Source organism: Roseovarius nitratireducens (assembly GCF_002925845.1).
Classification (GTDB): Bacteria; Pseudomonadota; Alphaproteobacteria; order Rhodobacterales; family Rhodobacteraceae; genus Roseovarius; species Roseovarius nitratireducens.
In genome coordinates, this window is sequence record NZ_PDNI01000077.1 from 16,822 (window position 1) to 34,454 (window position 17,633).

Below are 17,633 nucleotides of genomic sequence, written 5' to 3' on the forward strand. Positions count from 1 at the left end.
CAGAGACCGCGCCGCCCAAAGGCCCACAAATGCGGCCAAGGGTCGGTTTGAAAGGGCGAGGGGATTGGGAAATGCACCGGAAAAAGTCCCTGTTACGGCCACTTGCGTGGTCGCGCAACGGTCAGAGACAAATTTCGAATGTGGATGGCGGAGAGACAGGGATTCGAACCCTGGAGACGGTTTCCCGCCTACACGCTTTCCAGGCGTGCGCCTTCGACCACTCGGCCACCTCTCCGTTGCGGCCTTCTAGCCGCAGGTGCGCGGGGTTGGCAAGGGGGCGCGGTGCAGGGTTTCTTGCCGGTGTCATTGCGCCGCGCGGATGCGTTTGCGGCTGTGGTCTACCATGAAGTCGACAAGGTGGCGCACCTTGGGATCCTGCCAGCGCCGGTGCGGGTAGAGACAGCCGAAGAGCGAAGGCTGTGGCGGTGTCTGCGGCAGCACCTCGACGAGGCGACCGGTCGCGATATGGTGTGCCACGTCGAAGAGCGGCCTGTTGGCGATGCCGTGACCGGCGAGCATCCAGTCGGTTAGCACGTCCGAATCGTCGGCATCAAATTTCCCCGACACGGCGAGCTTGCGCGGCCCGTCGCCGGTTTCGAGCGTCCAGAAGTATTCCGGTGAGCGGGGATAGCGCAGCAGCAGGCAGTTGTGCCCGCCATCGAGCAGGTCGGCGGGCCGCCGCGGGGTGCCGTGCCGGTCGAGATAGGACGGCGCGGCGCAGAGCGCGCGGCGGCAGTTCTCGATCCGCCGCAGCTTGAGGTTCGACTCCTGCGGCTGCCCGACGAAGAAGGCCACGTCAAGCCGCTCGGCGAGGATGTCCACCACCCGGTCCGAGAGCCGCATCTGCACCTGTATGTCGGGAAACCGCTCGACGAAGGAGGGCACCAGCGGCGCGATGATCCGTCGCCCGACGCCAAGCGGCGCAGCGATGCGGACCACTCCGCGCGGGGTCGAGGAATAGCTCGCCACCGCCGCCTCGGCGCTCTCGAGGGTGTCGAGCACCTTGCGCGCCTCGTCGTAGAACACGCGCCCCACCTCGGTGGGCGAGAGCGTGCGGGTCGTACGGTTGAACAGCCGCACCCCGAGACGCGCCTCGAGCTCCTTGATGCGCTTGCTCGCTACCGCGGGTGTCATCCGCAGGTCGCGCCCGCCCGAGGTGATGCTGCCAAGCTCGACGACGCGGACGAAGACGCGCAGGCTGTCGATATAGGGCATGGCTCCGCTCCTTACCGCCCGGGGCATGCAGGGAGTGAACACCAGTACGCCCTTATTTTCAATGATTTGTTGAAAGTATTTGCCGAATGCCGCCGTATTCATCGAAAGTCGATTGCGTTATCCTGTGGGCTGTCATGAAATCCGGAGGGGTTCGAATGCCGCAGCGAGACGAGATCAGGTTCCTGCTCAACGACCGCGAGGTCGCGTTGGCCGATGTTGCTGCCACGCGCACGCTGCTGGATTTCCTGCGGCTCGACCGGCGGCTCACCGGCACCAAGGAGGGCTGCGCCGAGGGCGATTGCGGGGCCTGCACCGTTCTGGTGGGCCGCTTGGAGTCGGGCGCGCTGCGCTACGAGCCGGTCAATGCCTGCATCCGCTTCCTCGCGTCGGTGGATGGCTGCCACGTGGTGACGGTCGAGCATCTGCGTGGCGAGGGCGGCGCGCTACACCCGGTGCAGCAGGCAATGGTTGCCGAACATGGCAGCCAATGCGGCTTTTGCACGCCGGGGATCGTGATGGCGCTCTACGCGCTCTGGATGAAGACGCCCGAGCCGGACGAGGCTCAGATCGAAACCGCCCTTCAGGGCAACCTTTGCCGCTGCACCGGGTATGCGCCGATCATCCGCGCGGCGCAGTCCGCCGCCCGCTACGGCACCCCCGCCGGCGACCGGCTTGTGCAGGAGCGCGACCGCGTCGCGGCCCGGCTGGCGGCGCTGCGCGATGGCGCGAGGGTGGTGACCGGCCCCGAGGAGGACCGCGCCATCCTGCCCGCGGACGTGGACGATTTCGCCGAGGTCTACGCCGATACGCCGGAGGCGACCGTTATCGCCGGGGCCACGGATGTGGGGCTGTGGGTCACGAAATTCCTGCGCCCCATCGGCCCCGCCATCTTCATCGGGCATCTCGACGGGCTGCGGCGGATCGAGGTGAGCGACAGTGATATCCGCATCGGTGCCGGGGTGAGCTATAGCGATTTCGCCCCGGTCATCGACGCGCATTTCCCCTGCCTTGCAGACTACTGGAGCCGCATCGCCGGGTGGCAGGTGCGCAACATGGGCACCATCGGCGGCAATATCGCCAACGGCTCGCCCATCGGCGACACCCCCCCCGCGCTGATCGCGCTCGGGGCCGGGGTCACCCTGCGCCACCGCGGCGTGCGCCGCACCCTGCCGCTCGAGGCGTTCTTTGTCGATTACGGCAAGCAGGACCGCGCGCCGGGCGAATTCGTCGAGGAAATCCGCATCCCCCGTATCGCACCCGGACAGGTCGTGGCGGCCTACAAGGTGTCGAAGCGGCGCGACGAGGATATTTCCTCCGTTGCCGCCGGGTTCTCGGTCACGCTGCAAGAAGGCCGGATCGCCGCCTGTCGCCTCGCCTATGGCGGCATGGCCGCCACGCCGAAACGCGCCTCCCAAGCCGAGGCGGCGCTCACCGGGCAGCCCTGGGGCGAGCCGGCAATCCGGGCGGCGATAGCCGCGCTGCCCGATGACTTCACCCCGCTTGCCGACATGCGCGCCTCTGCCGTCTACCGGATGCGCGCGGCGCAGAACCTGTTGCTGCGCTTCTATCTCGAACACGAGCACGGCGCAGCGATGCGGCTGAGCGCCTGAGGGAGACGAGCGATGAAAGATCAGACCGCAAGTCAAAGCCCGGTGCACCAGCCGCTCGCCCATGACAGCGCCGCCAAGCATGTCACGGGCCGGGCCACCTATACCGACGACATCCCCGAGCCCGCGGGCACGCTGCACGCGTATCTCGGCTGCGCCACCGAGACCCACGCGCATATCCGCGCGATGGACCTTGACGAGGTACGGGCCGCCCCCGGCGTGATCGGCGTGCTGACCGCCGCCGACATTCCGGGTCACAACGACATCAGCCCCACGGGCCACCATGACGAGCCGGTCTTTCCCACCGACCTTGTGGAATACCACGGCCAGCCGCTCTTTGCCGTGGTGGCCGAGACGCGCGACGCCGCCCGCCGCGCGGCGACGCACGCGCACATCGACTACGAGGTGCTGCCCCATGCGCTCGACCCGGTGGCGGCACAAGAAGCGGGATATCCCCATGTCACCGATCCGCTGACGCTGGCGCGCGGCGATGCCCGTGCCGCGCTCGCCACCGCGCCGCACCGCATCGAGGGCCGCATGGCGATCGGCGGACAGGATCACATGTATCTCGAGGGGCAGATCGCCTTTGCCGTTCCCGGTGAGGACGAGGATGTGAGCCTGCATTGCTCGACCCAGCATCCCAGCGAGGCGCAGCACATGGTGGCGCATGTCCTTGGCGTGGCGTCCAACGCCGTCACCGTCAATGTCCGGCGCATGGGCGGCGGTTTTGGCGGCAAGGAAAGCCAGATGAACCTGTTTTGCGCCGTTGCCGCGCTGGCCGCGAAAAAATGGAACCGCCCGGTCAAGATTCGCCCCGACCGCGACCAGGACATGACCGCCACCGGCAAGCGGCACGATTTCGTCGTCGATTACGACGTGGGCTTTGACGACGAGGGGCGCATCACAGGCGTCGATGGCACCTTCGCCGCGCGCTGCGGGTTTTCCTCGGACCTCTCGGGGCCGGTCACCGACCGCGCGCTGTTTCACGCCGACAACGCCTATTTCTACCCGCATGTGCGGCTGCAAAGCCGGCCGATGAAGACCAACACCGTCTCCAACACCGCGTTTCGCGGCTTTGGCGGGCCGCAGGGGGTGATCGTCGCCGAGCGCATGATCGAGGAAATCGCCTATGCGTTGGGGCGCGACACGCTGGATATCCGCAAGGCGAATTTCTACGAGGATGAGGGGCGCGACGTGACCCCCTATCACCAGACGGTCGCGGACAACATCATCCTTCGCGTGGTCGAGGAACTGGAGGCCAGCGCCGAGTACCGGGCGCGCCGCCGCGCCGTGCTCGACCACAACGCGCAGGGCGGCATCATCCGGCGCGGGATCACGCTCACCCCGGTGAAGTTTGGCATCTCCTTCACCGCCACGCATTTCAACCAGGCCGGCGCACTGATCCACGTCTACAATGACGGCTCGATCCACCTCAATCACGGCGGCACCGAGATGGGGCAGGGATTGAACACCAAGGTGGCGCAGGTGGTGGCCGATGCGTTCGGCGTGGATATCGCCCGCATCAAGATCACCCAGACCACCACCGAGAAGGTGCCCAATACCTCGGCCACCGCCGCCTCATCCGGGTCGGACCTCAACGGCATGGCCGCCCTCGACGCCGCCGATCAGATCAAGGCGCGGCTGGCGGCTTTCGCCGCCGGACGCTGGCAGACCACACCCGAGGCTGTGCGCTTCGTCGCTGGCGGCGTGCAGGTGGGGGCCGAGATGATCCCCTTCGCCGATCTGGTGCGCGCGGCGTACATGGCGCGGGTGCAGCTCTCGGCCGCCGGGTTCTACAAGACGCCCGACATCCACTGGGACCGCGCCACCGGCAAGGGCCGCCCGTTCTACTACTACGCCTATGGCGCCGCCTGTTCCGAGGTCGAGATCGACACGCTGACCGGCGAATACCGCATCTTGCGTGCCGACGTGCTGCACGACGTGGGCCGCTCGATCAACCCCGCTCTCGACCGCGGACAGGTCGAGGGCGCCTTCGTGCAGGGCGTCGGCTGGCTCACCACCGAAGAGCTCTGGTGGGACGAGGCGGGCCGCCTGCGCACCCACGCGCCCTCGACCTACAAGATCCCGCTCGCGTCGGACCGGCCGCGCGTGTTCAACGTCGCGCTCGCCGAGTGGTCGCAGAACCGCGAGCGCACGATCAAGCGCTCCAAGGCCGTCGGCGAGCCGCCCTTCATGCTGGGCATTTCCGTCTTTGAGGCAATCTCGATGGCGGTGGCGAGCGTGGCAGACTATCGCGAATGCCCCCGGCTCGACACGCCCGCCACGCCCGAGCGCGTGCTGATGGCGGTGGAGCGGCTGAAGGAGGGCGCGGCATGAGCCTCTCGGAGTTTCTCGACCGTCACCCCGATGCGGTGGAGGTGCGTCTCGCTCGCGTGCGCGGCTCGGCCCCGCGCGAGGAAGGCGCGGGAATGATCGTGAGCACCACCGCCTGCCACGGCACCATCGGCGGCGGACAGCTTGAATACATGATGATCGACGCGGCGCGCGCAATGCTGGCACAAGGGCAGATACGGCGTGATCTCGATATACCGCTCGGTCCCGAGATCGGGCAGTGCTGCGGTGGACGGGTGGAGGTGACGCTGCGCCTTATGGACGCCCCCGCCCGCCGCGCCGCCCGCGCCGGGGCCGAGGCAGAGGCACAGGCGCGGCCCCATGTCTACGTCATGGGCGCGGGCCATGTGGGCCGGGCGCTGGCGCAGCTGCTGGTGCAGATGCCGGTCCGCACGGTGGTGGTGGACAGCCGCCGCGCCGAGCTTGCGCTCTGCCCCGAGGAGGCAGACCGCCGCGAAAGCGCCCTGCCCGAGGCCGAGGTCGACCGCGCGCCCCCCGGCTGCGCCTTCGTCATCCTCACCCACGACCATGCGCTCGATTTCCTGCTGGCCGCACAGGCGCTTAGACGCGGCGACGCGGCCTATACCGGCATGATCGGATCGGCCACCAAGCGTGCGCGCCTGGCCACATGGTGCCGGGATCACTGCGACGGCCTGCGTATCGACGCGCTGACCTGCCCGATCGGGGCCGCCACCGGCGGTGACAAGCGCCCCGAGGCGATCGCGGCGGGCGTTCTGGCCGAGGTGATGGCCGCGCTTGCCCGTCACGCCGCAATGCAATCCCGCGCCCTGCACGTGTCAGGCTAGCGCACAACCCCGCCCGGACCGGTCACGGAGGAGAGCACCGCCGGGGCGGCCCATCAGCGAAAGGAGACCTGCACATGCAGGGAGGGAGCTATAGCTACAAACTGTTCGCGCGCCAGGATTTCAGTGCGTTCTGGGCGCTTTTCACCGACAACCTCATCAACCTGATCGTGCTGTCGGGGATTTGCCAGTTCGTGTTTCAGATGCCCGCCGAGATCGTATTCGGCCGCATCGTGCCGGGCGCGGCGGTGGCGATCCTGGCGGGCGTGGGCGTCTATACATGGCTCGCGGCGCGCGTCGCCGCGCGCGAGGGCCGCGACGTGACCGCCCTGCCCTACGGCATTTCGACACCGGTGATGTTCGTCTATCTCTTCGGGGTGATCGGCCCGATCTATTGGTCAACGCAGGACGCCGTGCTGGCCTGGCAGGTGGGGATCGGCGCAGGCTTCATGGGCGGCATCGTCGCAGGGCTCGGCGCAATCATCGGCCCGTTTCTGAAACGGGTGACGCCGCGCGCGGGCATGCTGGGCACGCTGTGCGGCATCGCGCTTGTGTTCATCGGCACGGTGCCGCTGGCCACGGTGTTCGAGGATCCGTTCGTGGGCTTTGCCTCGATGATCATCATCCTTTGGGGGCTGGTCGGTCGGTTCCGGTTGCCCTTCAACATCCCCGCCGGTCTTCTGGCGCTCGTCGTCGGGACGGTGGTGGCCTTCGGCATGGGCAAGGCGTCGGTCAGCTTCGAGGGTGTCGGCGTCTACCCGCCGCTGCCCTATTTCGGCGACCTCGTGCTGGGCATCCAGCACCTGTTCGCCAATCCCGAGCTGTTCCTCGTGCTTGTGCCGGTGCAGATATACAACTTCATCGAGACCATGAACAACGTCGAGAGCGCCGAGGCGGCGGGCGATTCCTACCCCGTCGCGCTCTGCCAGGTGACCGATGGCGCGGGCACCATGATCGGCGCTGTGTTCGGCTCGCCGTTTCCCACCACCGCCTATATCGGCCACCCGGCCTACAAGCGGATGGGGGCGCATGCGGGTTACGTGATCGGGGTGGGCGTCGTGATCCCCGTGGCGGCCTTCTTCGGGCTGCTTGCCTTTCTCAACAACCTGATCCCGGTGGCCGCCGCCGCACCGGTGCTGGTCTTCGTCGCCCTGAGCCTCATCACCAACACCGCCCACGCGATAAAGCCCGGACACATGGCCGCCGTCACCATCGCGATAATGCCGCATGTCTCGGCCTTCCTTGTGGTGAAATGGGGCTCGCTCATGGGCGCGCTCGGGGCGAGCGGCGTCGAGGGGCTTCCAGAGCTGGGGGACGAGGCGCTGACCGCCGCCCTGCTCCAGCAGGGCGCGCATTTCGAGGGCCATCTCGCGCTCAGCCAGGGGGCGATCCTCACCGGGCTGATCTGGGGGGCGATCGTCGCGAGCGTGATCGACGGGCGGTTCCGCAACGCGGGCGGTTTCGCGCTCGCGGCCTGCGCCATGTCGCTCGTCGGGATCATCCATTCGGCCACCCTGCATTGGCCCGAGCCGAGCGGCGTCAGCATGGGCTATCTCATCGCCGCGGCCTTTCTTCTGATCTACCCGGCGCTGCACCGCGATGGCGTGGGCTCGAACATCGACCTGCCGCTTGACGACCCGCAGCCGCTGGCCAGAGACTGAAAACCTGCGCCGGTGGCCGGGGCGCACAGGGTGCCTTGGCCACCGGCCCATAAATATCGGAACACCCATGACAGACAGACTATTGCGCGGTCGCCTTCTGACCTTCCATGCCGAGCCGCAGGGGCCGGAAGATACTGACGCCTACAGCTATATCGAGGACGGCGCGCTTCTGGTTGCGGAGGGACGCATCGGCGCAGCGGGGACATACGCGGACATCGCCGCGCAGGCACCCGGCCTGCCCGTGACCGACCACCGGCCACACCTGATGATGGCGGGATTCATCGACCCGCATATCCATTTCCCGCAGGTCCAGGTGATCGCCTCATGGGGCGCGCAGCTTCTTGACTGGCTCAACACGTATACCTTCCCCGAGGAAACCCGCTTTGCCGACCCGGACCATGCCGCGCGCATGGCGGCGCTGTTTCTCGATCAACTGACCGCGCATGGCACCACCACCGCCGTCGCCTATGCCTCGGTCCACCGGGCCTCGGCAGAGGCGCTGCTTTCCGAGGCGGAGCGGCGCGACATGCGCATCATCGCGGGCAAGGTGATGATGGACCGCAACGCACCCGAGGGGCTGCGCGACACGGCGCAAGCGGGCTATGACGACAGCAAGGCATTGATCGACCGTTGGCATGGGCGTGGCCGCGCGCATTATGCCATCACGCCGCGTTTCGCCATCACCTCGACGCCGGAACAGCTTGAAATGGCTGGTTCTTTGGTGGCCGACCATCCCGGTTGCTATCTGCAAACGCACCTGTCCGAGAACCACGACGAGATCGCCTATACCGCCAGCCTCTACCCGGACGCGCCGGATTACCTCGGCGTCTACGAGCGCTATGGCCTGCTCTCGCCAAAGGCCCTGATGGGGCATTGCCTGCACCTCTCGCCGCGCGAGATCGCGGTGATGCAGGAGACCGGCGCGCGGCCTGTCTTCTGCCCCACCTCGAACCTGTTTCTCGGCAGCGGGCTCTTTGACGATGCCGGGCTGCGGGAGCAGGGCCTTGTCAACGCCATCGCCACCGACGTGGGCGGCGGCACCAGTTATTCGATGCTGCAGACGCTCAACGAAGGCTACAAGGTGCTGCAGCTTCAGGGACAGAAGCTGCACCCGCTGCGCGCCTTTCACTGGATCACGCGGGGCAACGCCGCCGCACTGGGGCTAGAGGATCGCATCGGCACGCTGGAGGCGGGGAGCGAGGCCGATATCGTGGTGCTCGACGCGCGCGCCACTCCGGCGATGGCCTTGCGGATGGAGCGGGCCGAGACCCTTTCGGAAGAGCTGTTCATCCTTCAGATCATGGGCGATGACCGCGCCGTGGCGCAGACCTACGTGGCGGGCGCGCCCCAGAAATCCGGCACCGTTTCAACAACATAGGGTGTGTCGAACCAGTGTTCTTCGAGGTTGGGCCCCTCCCCGATCCGGTCCAGCACCACGAACTGCCCCGCCGCGCCCAGAGGCGCCAACACCCCGTGCCAGACCCCGCGTAACAGGTTGACCGACTGCCCGGGCGCGGTGACGAAGGCGCGCGGGTGCACCGGCACGCCGCCGTCGTCATCGGCCACGACCACGAGAAAGCGCGCGCCGCTCACCGGCATGAATGCCTGGCTGCCCGCGGGGTGGCGCTCGACCATGTCAACGAGGTGGGGCAGGTGCCGCGCGCTGGCGTCGAACAGGCTCAGCCCCGCGTGCCCGTCGCCGAAATCGAGCCGCGCGAGATCGTGGTGGCGGCCACACATTCCCTGGTTGATGAGCCTGTCCGGCGCGCCGCGCGCCTCGATCACGTCGCCCCAGGGCGCGAACGCCTCGGCGGTGAGCGGAGCCACGTCCAGCGGAATCATGGCAGCATGTCCCGCAACCGCAGCTCGGCGATACGCTCCACCTGACGGCACGCCTCGGAAAACTCGGTCTCGTTGTCGTTGTCGATACGCCGCTCCATCGCGGCGCGGACCTGTGCCGTGTCGTGATCCCGCACCGCGATGATGAAGGGAAATCCGTGTTTTTCCATATACTTGGCGTTGAGCCTCTGGAATTCGGCGCGCGCCTCGTCGGTCAGGTGATCGAGCCCTGCCCCGGCCTGCTCGGCAGTGCTCTGGGCGGTGAGGCGGCCGGCGGCGGCGAGCTTGCCGGCGAGGTCAGGGTGGGCGGTCAGCACATCGCGGCGCTCGTCGGGGGTGGCGCGGCGGAAGGCGCGGCAGAGCGCATTGTGCACCCCCGCCGCGCTATCATGCGCGGGGCCAAGCTCGAGCGCGTGGGCGCGTTCGGCCACCCAGGGCGAATGCTCGAACACAGCGCCGAAGCGCGCCACGAAACTGTCGCGGTCCATCTCGCTGGGGCGCTCGCGATCGACAGGCGGGTGAACCCGCGCCCAATGCTCGGCGATGTCGATGCGGCGGGCGCACCACACCCCTTCATGCCCTTGAACATGCTCGATGAATCGCCGCAGCCCGGCGATCTTGCCGGGCCGTCCGATCAGGCGGCAATGCAGCCCCACGCTCATCATCTTGGGCGCGCCGTCCTGCCCCTCGGCATAGAGCGTGTCGAAGGCGTCGATCAGGTAGTCGCCAAAGTCGCGGCCCGTGACCCAGCCGGGGGTGGCGGCGAAGCGCATGTCGTTGGCTTCGAGCGTGTAGGGAATCATCAACTGGTCGCGTCCTTCCATCCGCCGCCAGTAGGGCAGATCGTCGTCGTAGCAGTCCGACAGGTAGGCGAACCTCCCGGTTCGCGCCGCCAACCGCACGGTTCGCATGCTGCACCGTCCGGTGTACCAACCTCTTGGCAACTCCCCCGTCACCTCCTCGTGAAGGGCGATGGCCTCGGCGATCTGGCGGGCCTCTTCCTCCTCGGGCATGTCGCGATGCTCGATCCATTTCAGCCCGTGGCAGGCGATTTCCCATTCCGCCGATTTCATCGCCGCGACCTGCTCGGGCGAGCGGGCGAGCGCGGTGGCGACGCCGTAGACCGTCACCGGGATGCCCGCCCCGGTGAACAGCCGGTGCAACCGCCAGAACCCGGCGCGCGCGCCGTATTCATAAACCGATTCCATGTTCCAGTGGCGCTGCCCCTCCCACGGGGCGGCACCGGGAATGTCCGACAGGAATGCCTCGGAGGCGGGATCGCCGTGCAGCAGGCAATTCTCGCCGCCCTCCTCGTAGTTGAGCACGAATTGCACCGCGATCCGCGCCCCGCCGGGCCATTTCGGATCGGGCGGGTGCGCGCCATAGCCGCGCAGGTCGCGGGGATAACGGGTCATGTCTGTCCTCTCCGGTGATCGGTCGCGTGTTCGGGTTGCCATTCATTTATAAAGCAGAAGAATACGGAAGACTTTACGATTTTCGAAGAAAGACCATCTTCGCATCCCGTGCTGGTCCCCGCCGCCTAAACCGGGCAGAAACGGCGGGGTATACGCGCAAAGGACACGGAAAATGACTGGCTACCTGACCACCCATGTTCTCGATACCGCGCGCGGCATGCCGGCGGCGGGGCTGGCGATCGACCTTTATCGGATCGACGGCGAGACCCGCACCCACCTGTGCAACGTCGTCACCAATGAGGACGGGCGCACCGATGCGCCGATCCTGCCACAAGCGGAGTTTCGCCCGGGCACCTATGAATTGGTGTTTCACGCCGGAGCCTATCTTGATGCCGTTGGCGTGCCGCCGGAAAGCCCGCGTTTTCTCGATCTCGTGCCGCTACGCTTTGGCATGTCCGAGGCGGCGCATTACCATGTGCCACTGCTGCTGTCGCCGTTCGGGTATTCGACCTATCGGGGAAGTTGACGGCAGAGGGCGGGTTTGGCCTGGAGGGGACGTTCGGGTCTTGAGCGATGAGCCGCGCAGCGCCCGACCGCCGGGTGGGCGCAGGTCGGTTTATGATATGCGATTTATGGTGCAAGATACCTCTTTTATTTCAGCGACTTGCAGCGTTGCAAAAGCGCCCGCCCGAGGGGGCGGTCGGGCGCTGCGCGGCGGCGCGCAAGCGCGCCTTGATTCCGCGCGGGGCAGGAGGTGAATGGCAGCAACAGGCCAGACATGCCCACGCGCCCCACCGTCAGGACGCCGCGGGCAGCGACTCGCGTATCCGGCGGGTCATGAAGTCGATGAACAGCCTTGCCTTGGGGTCCTGCCGACGACGGTGGGCATAGAGGCAGGCGAGCTGGATGGGCACCGGCGGCTCGGAGTCGAGCACGCGGCAGAGCCGACCGGCGGCGAGGTGGTCCTGAACCTCGAAGAGCGGCTTGAGCACGATGCCGTGCCCCTCTAGCGCCCATTGGGTGAGCACGTCGCCGTGATCGGATTCGAACGGCCCCGAGACGGTGATCCGGCGCACGCCCTGGGGGGTTTGCAGGGGCCATTGGAATTCCGGCGCCCCGGCATAGCGCAGGTTGATGCAATCATGCTCGCTGCGCAGGCTCGCGCTCGTCCGTGGCTGTCCCTTGCGTTCGATGTATTCCGGCGCGGCGCAGAGCACACGTTCGCAATCGGCGATCTTGCGAATGCGCAGCGAGGAATCCTCTGGCACCCCGAGAAAGAACGCCGCGTCGAGCCCCTCGGCGGCGAGATCGAGCTTGCGATCCGACAGCCGCAGGCGGATGTGGATCAGCGGATAGCGGGCGTGAAACTCTGACATCGCCCCGGCGATGATCCGTTGCCCAAGGCCAAGAGGGGCAGCGATGTGCAGGCTGCCGCGCGGGGCCTGGGTGACGTCGGAGACATCGGCCTCGGCCTCGTCCACGGACTCGAGTATCTTGCACGCGCCGCGATAGAACAGCGTGCCCTGCTCGGTCGGGTTGAGCTGTCGGGTGGTGCGCTGAAAGAGGCGGACGCCGAGATGATCCTCGAGTGCCGCGATCCGCGCCGAGGCCACCGCCGCGGAGATGCGCTGATCGCGGGCCGCGGCGGACATACTGCCGAGTTCATAGACCCGGACGAAGGTCCTGATATTCTCGAGGTAGGCCATGCGCCGAGATTATTCGTCTTTTCTTGAAAGAGCTAGGTTTCCTTTCTCAATTCATGACAATCGCGGCATGTGGCACAAGGGGCGCGCAATCATGCGCAGGGAGGCGGAGAATGCACGATCTGGCGATCATCTGGGACTGGGCGGGTTTCGCGGTGCGGTGGCTTCATGTCGTCACGGCGATCGCGTGGATCGGCTCGTCATTCTATTTCGTGGCGCTTGACCTGGGCCTGCGGCGGGCCGACGACCTGCCGCCCGGTGCGCATGGCGAGGAATGGCAGGTGCATGGTGGCGGGTTCTACCACGTCCGCAAATACCTGGTGGCGCCCGAAAACATGCCCGCGCATCTGACATGGTTCAAATGGGAGAGCTATGCCACGTGGCTGTCGGGTGCGGCGCTTTTGATGATCGTCTACTGGGTCGGGGGCGAGCTATACCTGATCGACCCGAACAAGGCCGATCTGGCGCTGTGGCAGGGGATCGCGATCTCGGCGCTGTCGCTCTCGGTCGGCTGGCTGGTCTATGACCGGCTGTGCAAATCCGGCCTTGGGGAACGGCCCACGTTGCTTATGGCGCTGCTGTTCGTGCTGCTGGTGGCGATGGGCTGGGGCTATGACCAGGTGTTTACCGGGCGCGCGGCGCTGCTGCATCTCGGTGCGTTCACCGCCACGATCATGACCGCGAACGTGTTTTTCATCATCATGCCCAACCAGCGCATCGTGGTGGCCGACCTGCGCGAGGGCCGGGTGCCGGATGCGAAATACGGGCGCATCGCCAAGCTACGCTCGACCCACAACAACTACCTGACGTTGCCGGTGGTGTTCCTGATGCTGTCAAACCACTACCCGCTGGCCTTTGCCACCGAATGGAACTGGCTCATCGCGTCGCTGGTGTTCCTGATGGGGGTGACGATCCGCCACTTCTTTAACACCATGCACGCGGGCGGCGGGATGCTGTGGTGGACGTGGGCGGTGACCGCGATCCTTTTCGTCGGCATCATGTGGCTGTCGACCGCGCCGTTGCAGCACGATGAATACGGGGCCGCCGAGACGCGCCCGCTGAGCGCCGCCGAGCGCCAATTCGCCGAGACCGAGGGATTCGAGGAGGTGGCGTCGATCGTGCCCGGGCGCTGTGCCATGTGCCACGCGCGCGAGCCGTTCCAAGAGGGTATCCGCCGCGCGCCCAGGAACGTGCTGCTGGAGACCGAGGGCGATATCGCCCGCGCGGCGCGGGCGATCTATCTGCACGCGGGCGTGACGGACGCGATGCCGCCCGCGAACGTGAGCTTCATGGAAGAGGAGGAGCGCCGCCGCATCGTCGCGTGGTATCGCGCGGCGACGCGGTGAAGCGGCGCGTCAGAGCGGCTCGCGTTCATTCGCATTCACGCAACCCGCTCTGACCGATTGATTTCGCGTGTCCGAGAAGCTCAAAACCGGTTCCCACTTTTGAGCGACACGCTCTAGCCGTCGGTCTCGGCGGTCTTGCGCGGCAGCACCCAGTCGGGGCGTGGGAAATGGCAGGTATAGCCCTGCGGAAAGCGGGCGAGGTAATCCTGGTGTTCGGGCTCGGCCTCCCAGAAATCGCCGACCGGTTCCACCTCTGTCACGACCTTGCCGGGCCAGAGGCCGCTGGCCTCGACATCGGCGATGGTGCGCAGCGCCTCTTCACGCTGCGCATCGGAGCAGTAGTAGATGGCCGAGCGATAGCTCATGCCGACATCGTTTCCCTGACGGTTGAGCGTGGTGGGGTCGTGGATCTGGAAGAAGATTTCCAACAGCCGCCGATAGCTGATCCGCGAGGGATCGAAGATGATCTCGATGCCCTCGGCATGGGTGCCGTGGTTGCGGTAGGTGGCGTTGGGCACGTCACCGCCCGTGTAGCCCACCCGCGTCGAGATCACCCCGTCGAGCTTGCGGATGAGATCCTGCATCCCCCAGAAACAGCCCCCCGCCAGAACCGCGCGTTCGGTCATGTCACGTCCTCCACCTGATCGAGATAATCGCCGTAGCCTTCGGCCGCCATGTCGTCTCTGTGAATGAATCGCAGGCTCGCCGAGTTGATGCAATAGCGCAGCCCGCCACGGTCGCGGGGCCCGTCGGGAAAGACGTGGCCGAGATGGCTGTCGCCGTCGCGGCTGCGCACCTCGGTGCGGATCATGCCGAGCGTGGCGTCGCGCAGTTCCGTGACATGCGCAGGCGTGATCGGCTTGGTAAAGCTGGGCCAGCCACAGCCCGATTCGAACTTGTCGGAACTGGCAAAGAGCGGTTCGCCCGAGACGATATCGACGTAGATCCCCGGCTCCTTGTTGTTGAGATACGCGCCGGTGCCGGGACGCTCGGTCCCGTTCTGCTGGGTGACGCGGTACTGCTCGGGGCTGAGCGCGCTGATGCGCTCGGGATCCTTGTGGTAGGGGGCCATGCTACGCTCCATGTTCCTGGTTCCTTCAAGATGGGGTGAAAACGCAAAAAGACAAAGAGCCGGGTCACGGCACTTGCCGCAAATGGGGTGTGGTCATATGATCTGACCAGTTTTACCACGGGCCAGCGCCATGCCATTTGAAAAAGTGACCCCCGAAAAGCTATCGACCGCGGTGACGCGGCAGATCGAAAAGCTGATCCTGCGCGGCATCCTGCGCCCGGGCGAGCGCCTGCCCGCCGAGCGCGAGCTGGCCGAGAAACTGGGCGTGTCGCGACCGTCGCTGCGCGAGGCGGTGGCCAATTTGCAGGACAAGGGGCTGCTCACGGCGCGCGCCGGGGCCGGGATCTACGTGGCCGACGTTCTGGGCAGCGCGTTCTCGCCCGCGCTGATCCGGCTCTTTGCCGAGCATGCCGAGGCGGTGTTCGACTACATCGCGTTCCGCCGCGACCTGGAAGGGCTGGCCGCGTGCCGGGCGGCGCGGCTGGCATCGGACACCGATCTGCGGGTGATCCAGACCGTGATGGACAAGATGGAAGCCGCCCACAAGAAGACCAACCCGGCGGACGAGGCGCGGCTCGACGCGGAATTCCACATGGCGATCATCGAGGCGAGCCACAATGTCATCATGCTGCACATGATGCGCTCGATGTTCCAGCTTCTGCGCGAGGGCGTGTTCTACAATCGCCAGGTGATGTTCCGGCAGCGCACCACGCGGGGGGCCCTGCTCGACCAGCATCGCCGGATCAACGCCGCGATTCAGGCGCGCGATTCCAAGGGGGCACGCGAGGCGGTCGATGCACACCTCGCCTACGTGGAAAAGGCGCTCTCGGACCAGCAGAAGGCCGATCACAACGAAGCCATCGCGCGACAGCGGTTCGAGCACGAGCAATCGCGTTAGGATGGCGTGGTCTGGCGCGTGCATCGCAATCCGGGGCGGGCGCATCGCCCATCTGGTGGTCGCTGGCAAATGCGCCACCACATCTTGCATTGCGCATTGCGCAGCGCGCGAACCCGAATTTATTCAAGAAAATTGGTGCTTTGAGCACCGCAGTTCATGTGATACCCTCAAAGAAAATAAGCGCGGCAACAATCGTCGCCACGAGGCAGAAACAAGACAAAAAAGAGCAGAACCATGAAAATATGGGGCAGTCGGCCTCTGCTGTGGGGCCTGGTCGCGCTGGCGACGGTCTGGATGCTCGTGGTCGTGCCGCTGAGCGCGACGGCAGCTCCCTACGCGGGCTACGTGATCGACGGGCGCAACGGCAAGGTGCTCTATTCCGAGAACGCCAACACGCGACTTCACCCCGCCTCTCTGACCAAGATGATGACGCTCTACATCGTGTTCGAGGCGGTGGAAAACGGTGAGATCGGCCTCGACGATCTTGTGACCATCTCGCGCCACGCCGCCTCCGAGCCGCCCAGCAAGCTGGGCCTGCGCACCGGTCAGCGAATCAAGCTGCGCTATCTCGTCCGGGCCGCCGCAGTGCGTTCGGCCAACGATGCCGCCACCGCGCTGGCCGAGGCGATCGAAGGATCGGAGGCGCGCTTTGCCCGCCGCATGAATCGCACGGCCAAGGCGATGGGGATGACGCGGACCACGTTCAAGAACGCGCATGGCCTGACCGAGAGCGGGCACCTGTCCACGGCCCGCGACATGACGATCCTCGGGCGGCACGTGCTTTATGACTATCCCGATTATTACAACCTGTTCTCGCGGATCACCGCCGATGCCGGCGTCAAACGTGTAAGCCACACCAACCGCCGCATGCTGCGCAGCTACCACGGCGCGGACGGGATCAAGACCGGCTATACACGCGCCGCCGGGTTCAACCTCGTGGCAAGTGCCGAGCGGGGAGGCGAGCGCATCATCGCCACCGTGTTCGGCGGCAAATCCACCGCGTCGCGCAACGCGCAGGTGGCCAAGCTGCTCGACCTCGGATTTCGTAAGGCCGCGCACCGCGTCGCCCTGGCACCGCCGGGTCGCCCGCCCTACCTGGGCAAGCTGGACCATGCGCCGGTAACGATTGCCGCCGGAGCGGTACGCCCGGCCTATGCCGCGCGGACGGTGCGGCTTGCCACCGCCGCCGCGGTGCGCAAGAGCCTGCGGCCACGGCCCCGCCCCGGCGCCGAGCCGGTGGCGCCGGCGGCCCCTGTGATGCTGGCCGATGCCGACGGCATAGAGCGCGCGGTGCGCGACGCCGCCGAGGCCGCCGAGGCCAGCACGACAGAGATCGCCGCGGTCGAAGACATCCCGGCATTGCGCCCCGAACCGCGCCCCGAAACGATACCTGACGCGGAACCTGCCGCGGAAACCAGGGTGGCAGCCGGGTCGGCGGAGCCGGAACGGGAGGTCGTCACCCGCGTCTCTACCTCCGATGGTCGCCATTGGGGCGTGAACGTCGGGCGTTATCCCAACGAGTTCAAGGCGCGGCAGGTGCTGCTGCGCACAGCGCTGAGCGAGATTTCCACGCTCGACGGCAGTCTGCGCAAGGTGGTGCGCCATCCCACCGGGTTCGACGCGAATTTCATGGGTATGACCCGCGAGTCCGCCGATCTCGCCTGCCGTCGGCTGCAGGCGCGCCAGGTCACCTGCTTCATGATCGGGCCGGGCTGAGGCGCG

15 protein-coding genes and 1 tRNA gene are annotated in these 17,633 nt (G+C 66.7%); 9 read left to right on the plus strand and 7 right to left on the minus strand.

Annotated features, from left to right (window positions below; genetic code table 11):
- Positions 1 to 145: 145 nt before the first annotated feature.
- Positions 146 to 235: transfer RNA gene (locus tag CRJ03_RS17750), tRNA-Ser, on the minus strand.
- A gap of 68 nt (positions 236 to 303) precedes the next feature.
- Complete coding sequence (locus CRJ03_RS17755) at positions 304 to 1,215, minus strand: LysR family transcriptional regulator (protein ID WP_104020206.1); 912 nt, start codon at positions 1,213 to 1,215, stop codon at positions 304 to 306.
- A 155-nt stretch (positions 1,216 to 1,370) separates the two neighbouring features.
- Between CRJ03_RS17755 and xdhA the strand changes: the two genes are divergently transcribed.
- From xdhA to guaD, 5 genes are all read left to right on the plus strand, one after another.
- Positions 1,371 to 2,825 carry a xanthine dehydrogenase small subunit gene (xdhA, locus tag CRJ03_RS17760; protein ID WP_104020207.1) on the plus strand — a complete coding sequence of 485 codons (1,455 nt, stop codon included), beginning with the start codon at positions 1,371 to 1,373 and terminating at the stop codon, positions 2,823 to 2,825.
- Between the two features lie 12 nt (positions 2,826 to 2,837).
- A complete protein-coding gene (gene xdhB, locus CRJ03_RS17765; RefSeq protein ID WP_104020208.1) occupies positions 2,838 to 5,159 on the plus strand; it encodes a xanthine dehydrogenase molybdopterin binding subunit in 2,322 nt (773 codons plus the stop codon).
- The gene (gene xdhC, locus CRJ03_RS17770; RefSeq protein ID WP_104020209.1) at positions 5,156 to 5,980 is read left to right on the plus strand and encodes a xanthine dehydrogenase accessory protein XdhC; all 825 of its coding nucleotides are present in this window, start codon (positions 5,156 to 5,158) and stop codon (positions 5,978 to 5,980) included. The genes xdhB and xdhC overlap by 4 nt, the downstream gene beginning before the upstream one ends.
- 74 nt (positions 5,981 to 6,054) lie before the next feature.
- Positions 6,055 to 7,638, plus strand: coding sequence for a xanthine/uracil/vitamin C permease (locus CRJ03_RS17775; protein ID WP_104020210.1), 1,584 nt, complete (start codon positions 6,055 to 6,057; stop codon positions 7,636 to 7,638).
- 67 nt (positions 7,639 to 7,705) lie between these two features.
- Entirely contained in the window at positions 7,706 to 9,016 is a 1,311-nt protein-coding gene (gene guaD / locus CRJ03_RS17780) for a guanine deaminase (RefSeq protein ID WP_104020211.1), read from the plus strand.
- Here the strand turns inward: guaD and CRJ03_RS17785 are convergent.
- Positions 8,968 to 9,480 (minus strand): ureidoglycolate lyase, encoded by a 513-nt coding sequence (locus CRJ03_RS17785; RefSeq protein WP_104020212.1) that lies wholly within the window; start codon positions 9,478 to 9,480, stop codon positions 8,968 to 8,970. The genes guaD and CRJ03_RS17785 overlap by 49 nt on opposite strands.
- Positions 9,477 to 10,892 carry an allantoinase PuuE gene (puuE, locus tag CRJ03_RS17790; RefSeq protein ID WP_104020213.1) on the minus strand — a complete coding sequence of 472 codons (1,416 nt, stop codon included), beginning with the start codon at positions 10,890 to 10,892 and terminating at the stop codon, positions 9,477 to 9,479. The genes CRJ03_RS17785 and puuE overlap by 4 nt, the downstream gene beginning before the upstream one ends.
- Before the next feature lie 172 nt (positions 10,893 to 11,064).
- Between puuE and uraH the strand changes: the two genes are divergently transcribed.
- Complete coding sequence (uraH, locus tag CRJ03_RS17795) at positions 11,065 to 11,418, plus strand: hydroxyisourate hydrolase (protein ID WP_104020214.1); 354 nt, start codon at positions 11,065 to 11,067, stop codon at positions 11,416 to 11,418.
- Between the two features lie 271 nt (positions 11,419 to 11,689).
- On the opposite strand, the gene CRJ03_RS17800 is transcribed toward uraH, so the two are convergent.
- On the minus strand, positions 11,690 to 12,598 hold the full coding sequence (locus CRJ03_RS17800) for a LysR family transcriptional regulator (protein ID WP_104020215.1): 909 nt from the start codon (positions 12,596 to 12,598) through the stop codon (positions 11,690 to 11,692).
- 110 nt (positions 12,599 to 12,708) lie between these two features.
- On the opposite strand from CRJ03_RS17800, the gene CRJ03_RS17805 reads away from it, so the two are divergent.
- Entirely contained in the window at positions 12,709 to 13,941 is a 1,233-nt protein-coding gene (locus tag CRJ03_RS17805) for a urate hydroxylase PuuD (RefSeq protein ID WP_104020216.1), read from the plus strand.
- A 113-nt stretch (positions 13,942 to 14,054) separates the two neighbouring features.
- Here CRJ03_RS17805 and msrA read toward each other — a convergent pair whose 3' ends face one another.
- Together msrA and msrB are read right to left on the minus strand one after the other, a co-directional pair.
- A complete protein-coding gene (msrA, locus tag CRJ03_RS17810) occupies positions 14,055 to 14,567 on the minus strand; it encodes a peptide-methionine (S)-S-oxide reductase MsrA (RefSeq protein ID WP_104020217.1) in 513 nt (170 codons plus the stop codon).
- Positions 14,564 to 15,013 (minus strand): peptide-methionine (R)-S-oxide reductase MsrB, encoded by a 450-nt coding sequence (gene msrB / locus CRJ03_RS17815; protein ID WP_104020288.1) that lies wholly within the window; start codon positions 15,011 to 15,013, stop codon positions 14,564 to 14,566. The genes msrA and msrB overlap by 4 nt, the downstream gene beginning before the upstream one ends.
- Positions 15,014 to 15,143: 130 nt before the next feature.
- Here msrB and CRJ03_RS17820 point away from each other — a divergent pair, with 130 nt between their 5' ends.
- Both CRJ03_RS17820 and CRJ03_RS17825 read left to right on the plus strand, forming a co-directional pair.
- Positions 15,144 to 15,911 (plus strand): FCD domain-containing protein, encoded by a 768-nt coding sequence (locus CRJ03_RS17820; RefSeq protein WP_104020218.1) that lies wholly within the window; start codon positions 15,144 to 15,146, stop codon positions 15,909 to 15,911.
- A gap of 234 nt (positions 15,912 to 16,145) precedes the next feature.
- Positions 16,146 to 17,627 (plus strand): D-alanyl-D-alanine carboxypeptidase family protein, encoded by a 1,482-nt coding sequence (locus tag CRJ03_RS17825; RefSeq protein WP_104020219.1) that lies wholly within the window; start codon positions 16,146 to 16,148, stop codon positions 17,625 to 17,627.
- Positions 17,628 to 17,633 lie beyond the last annotated feature (6 nt).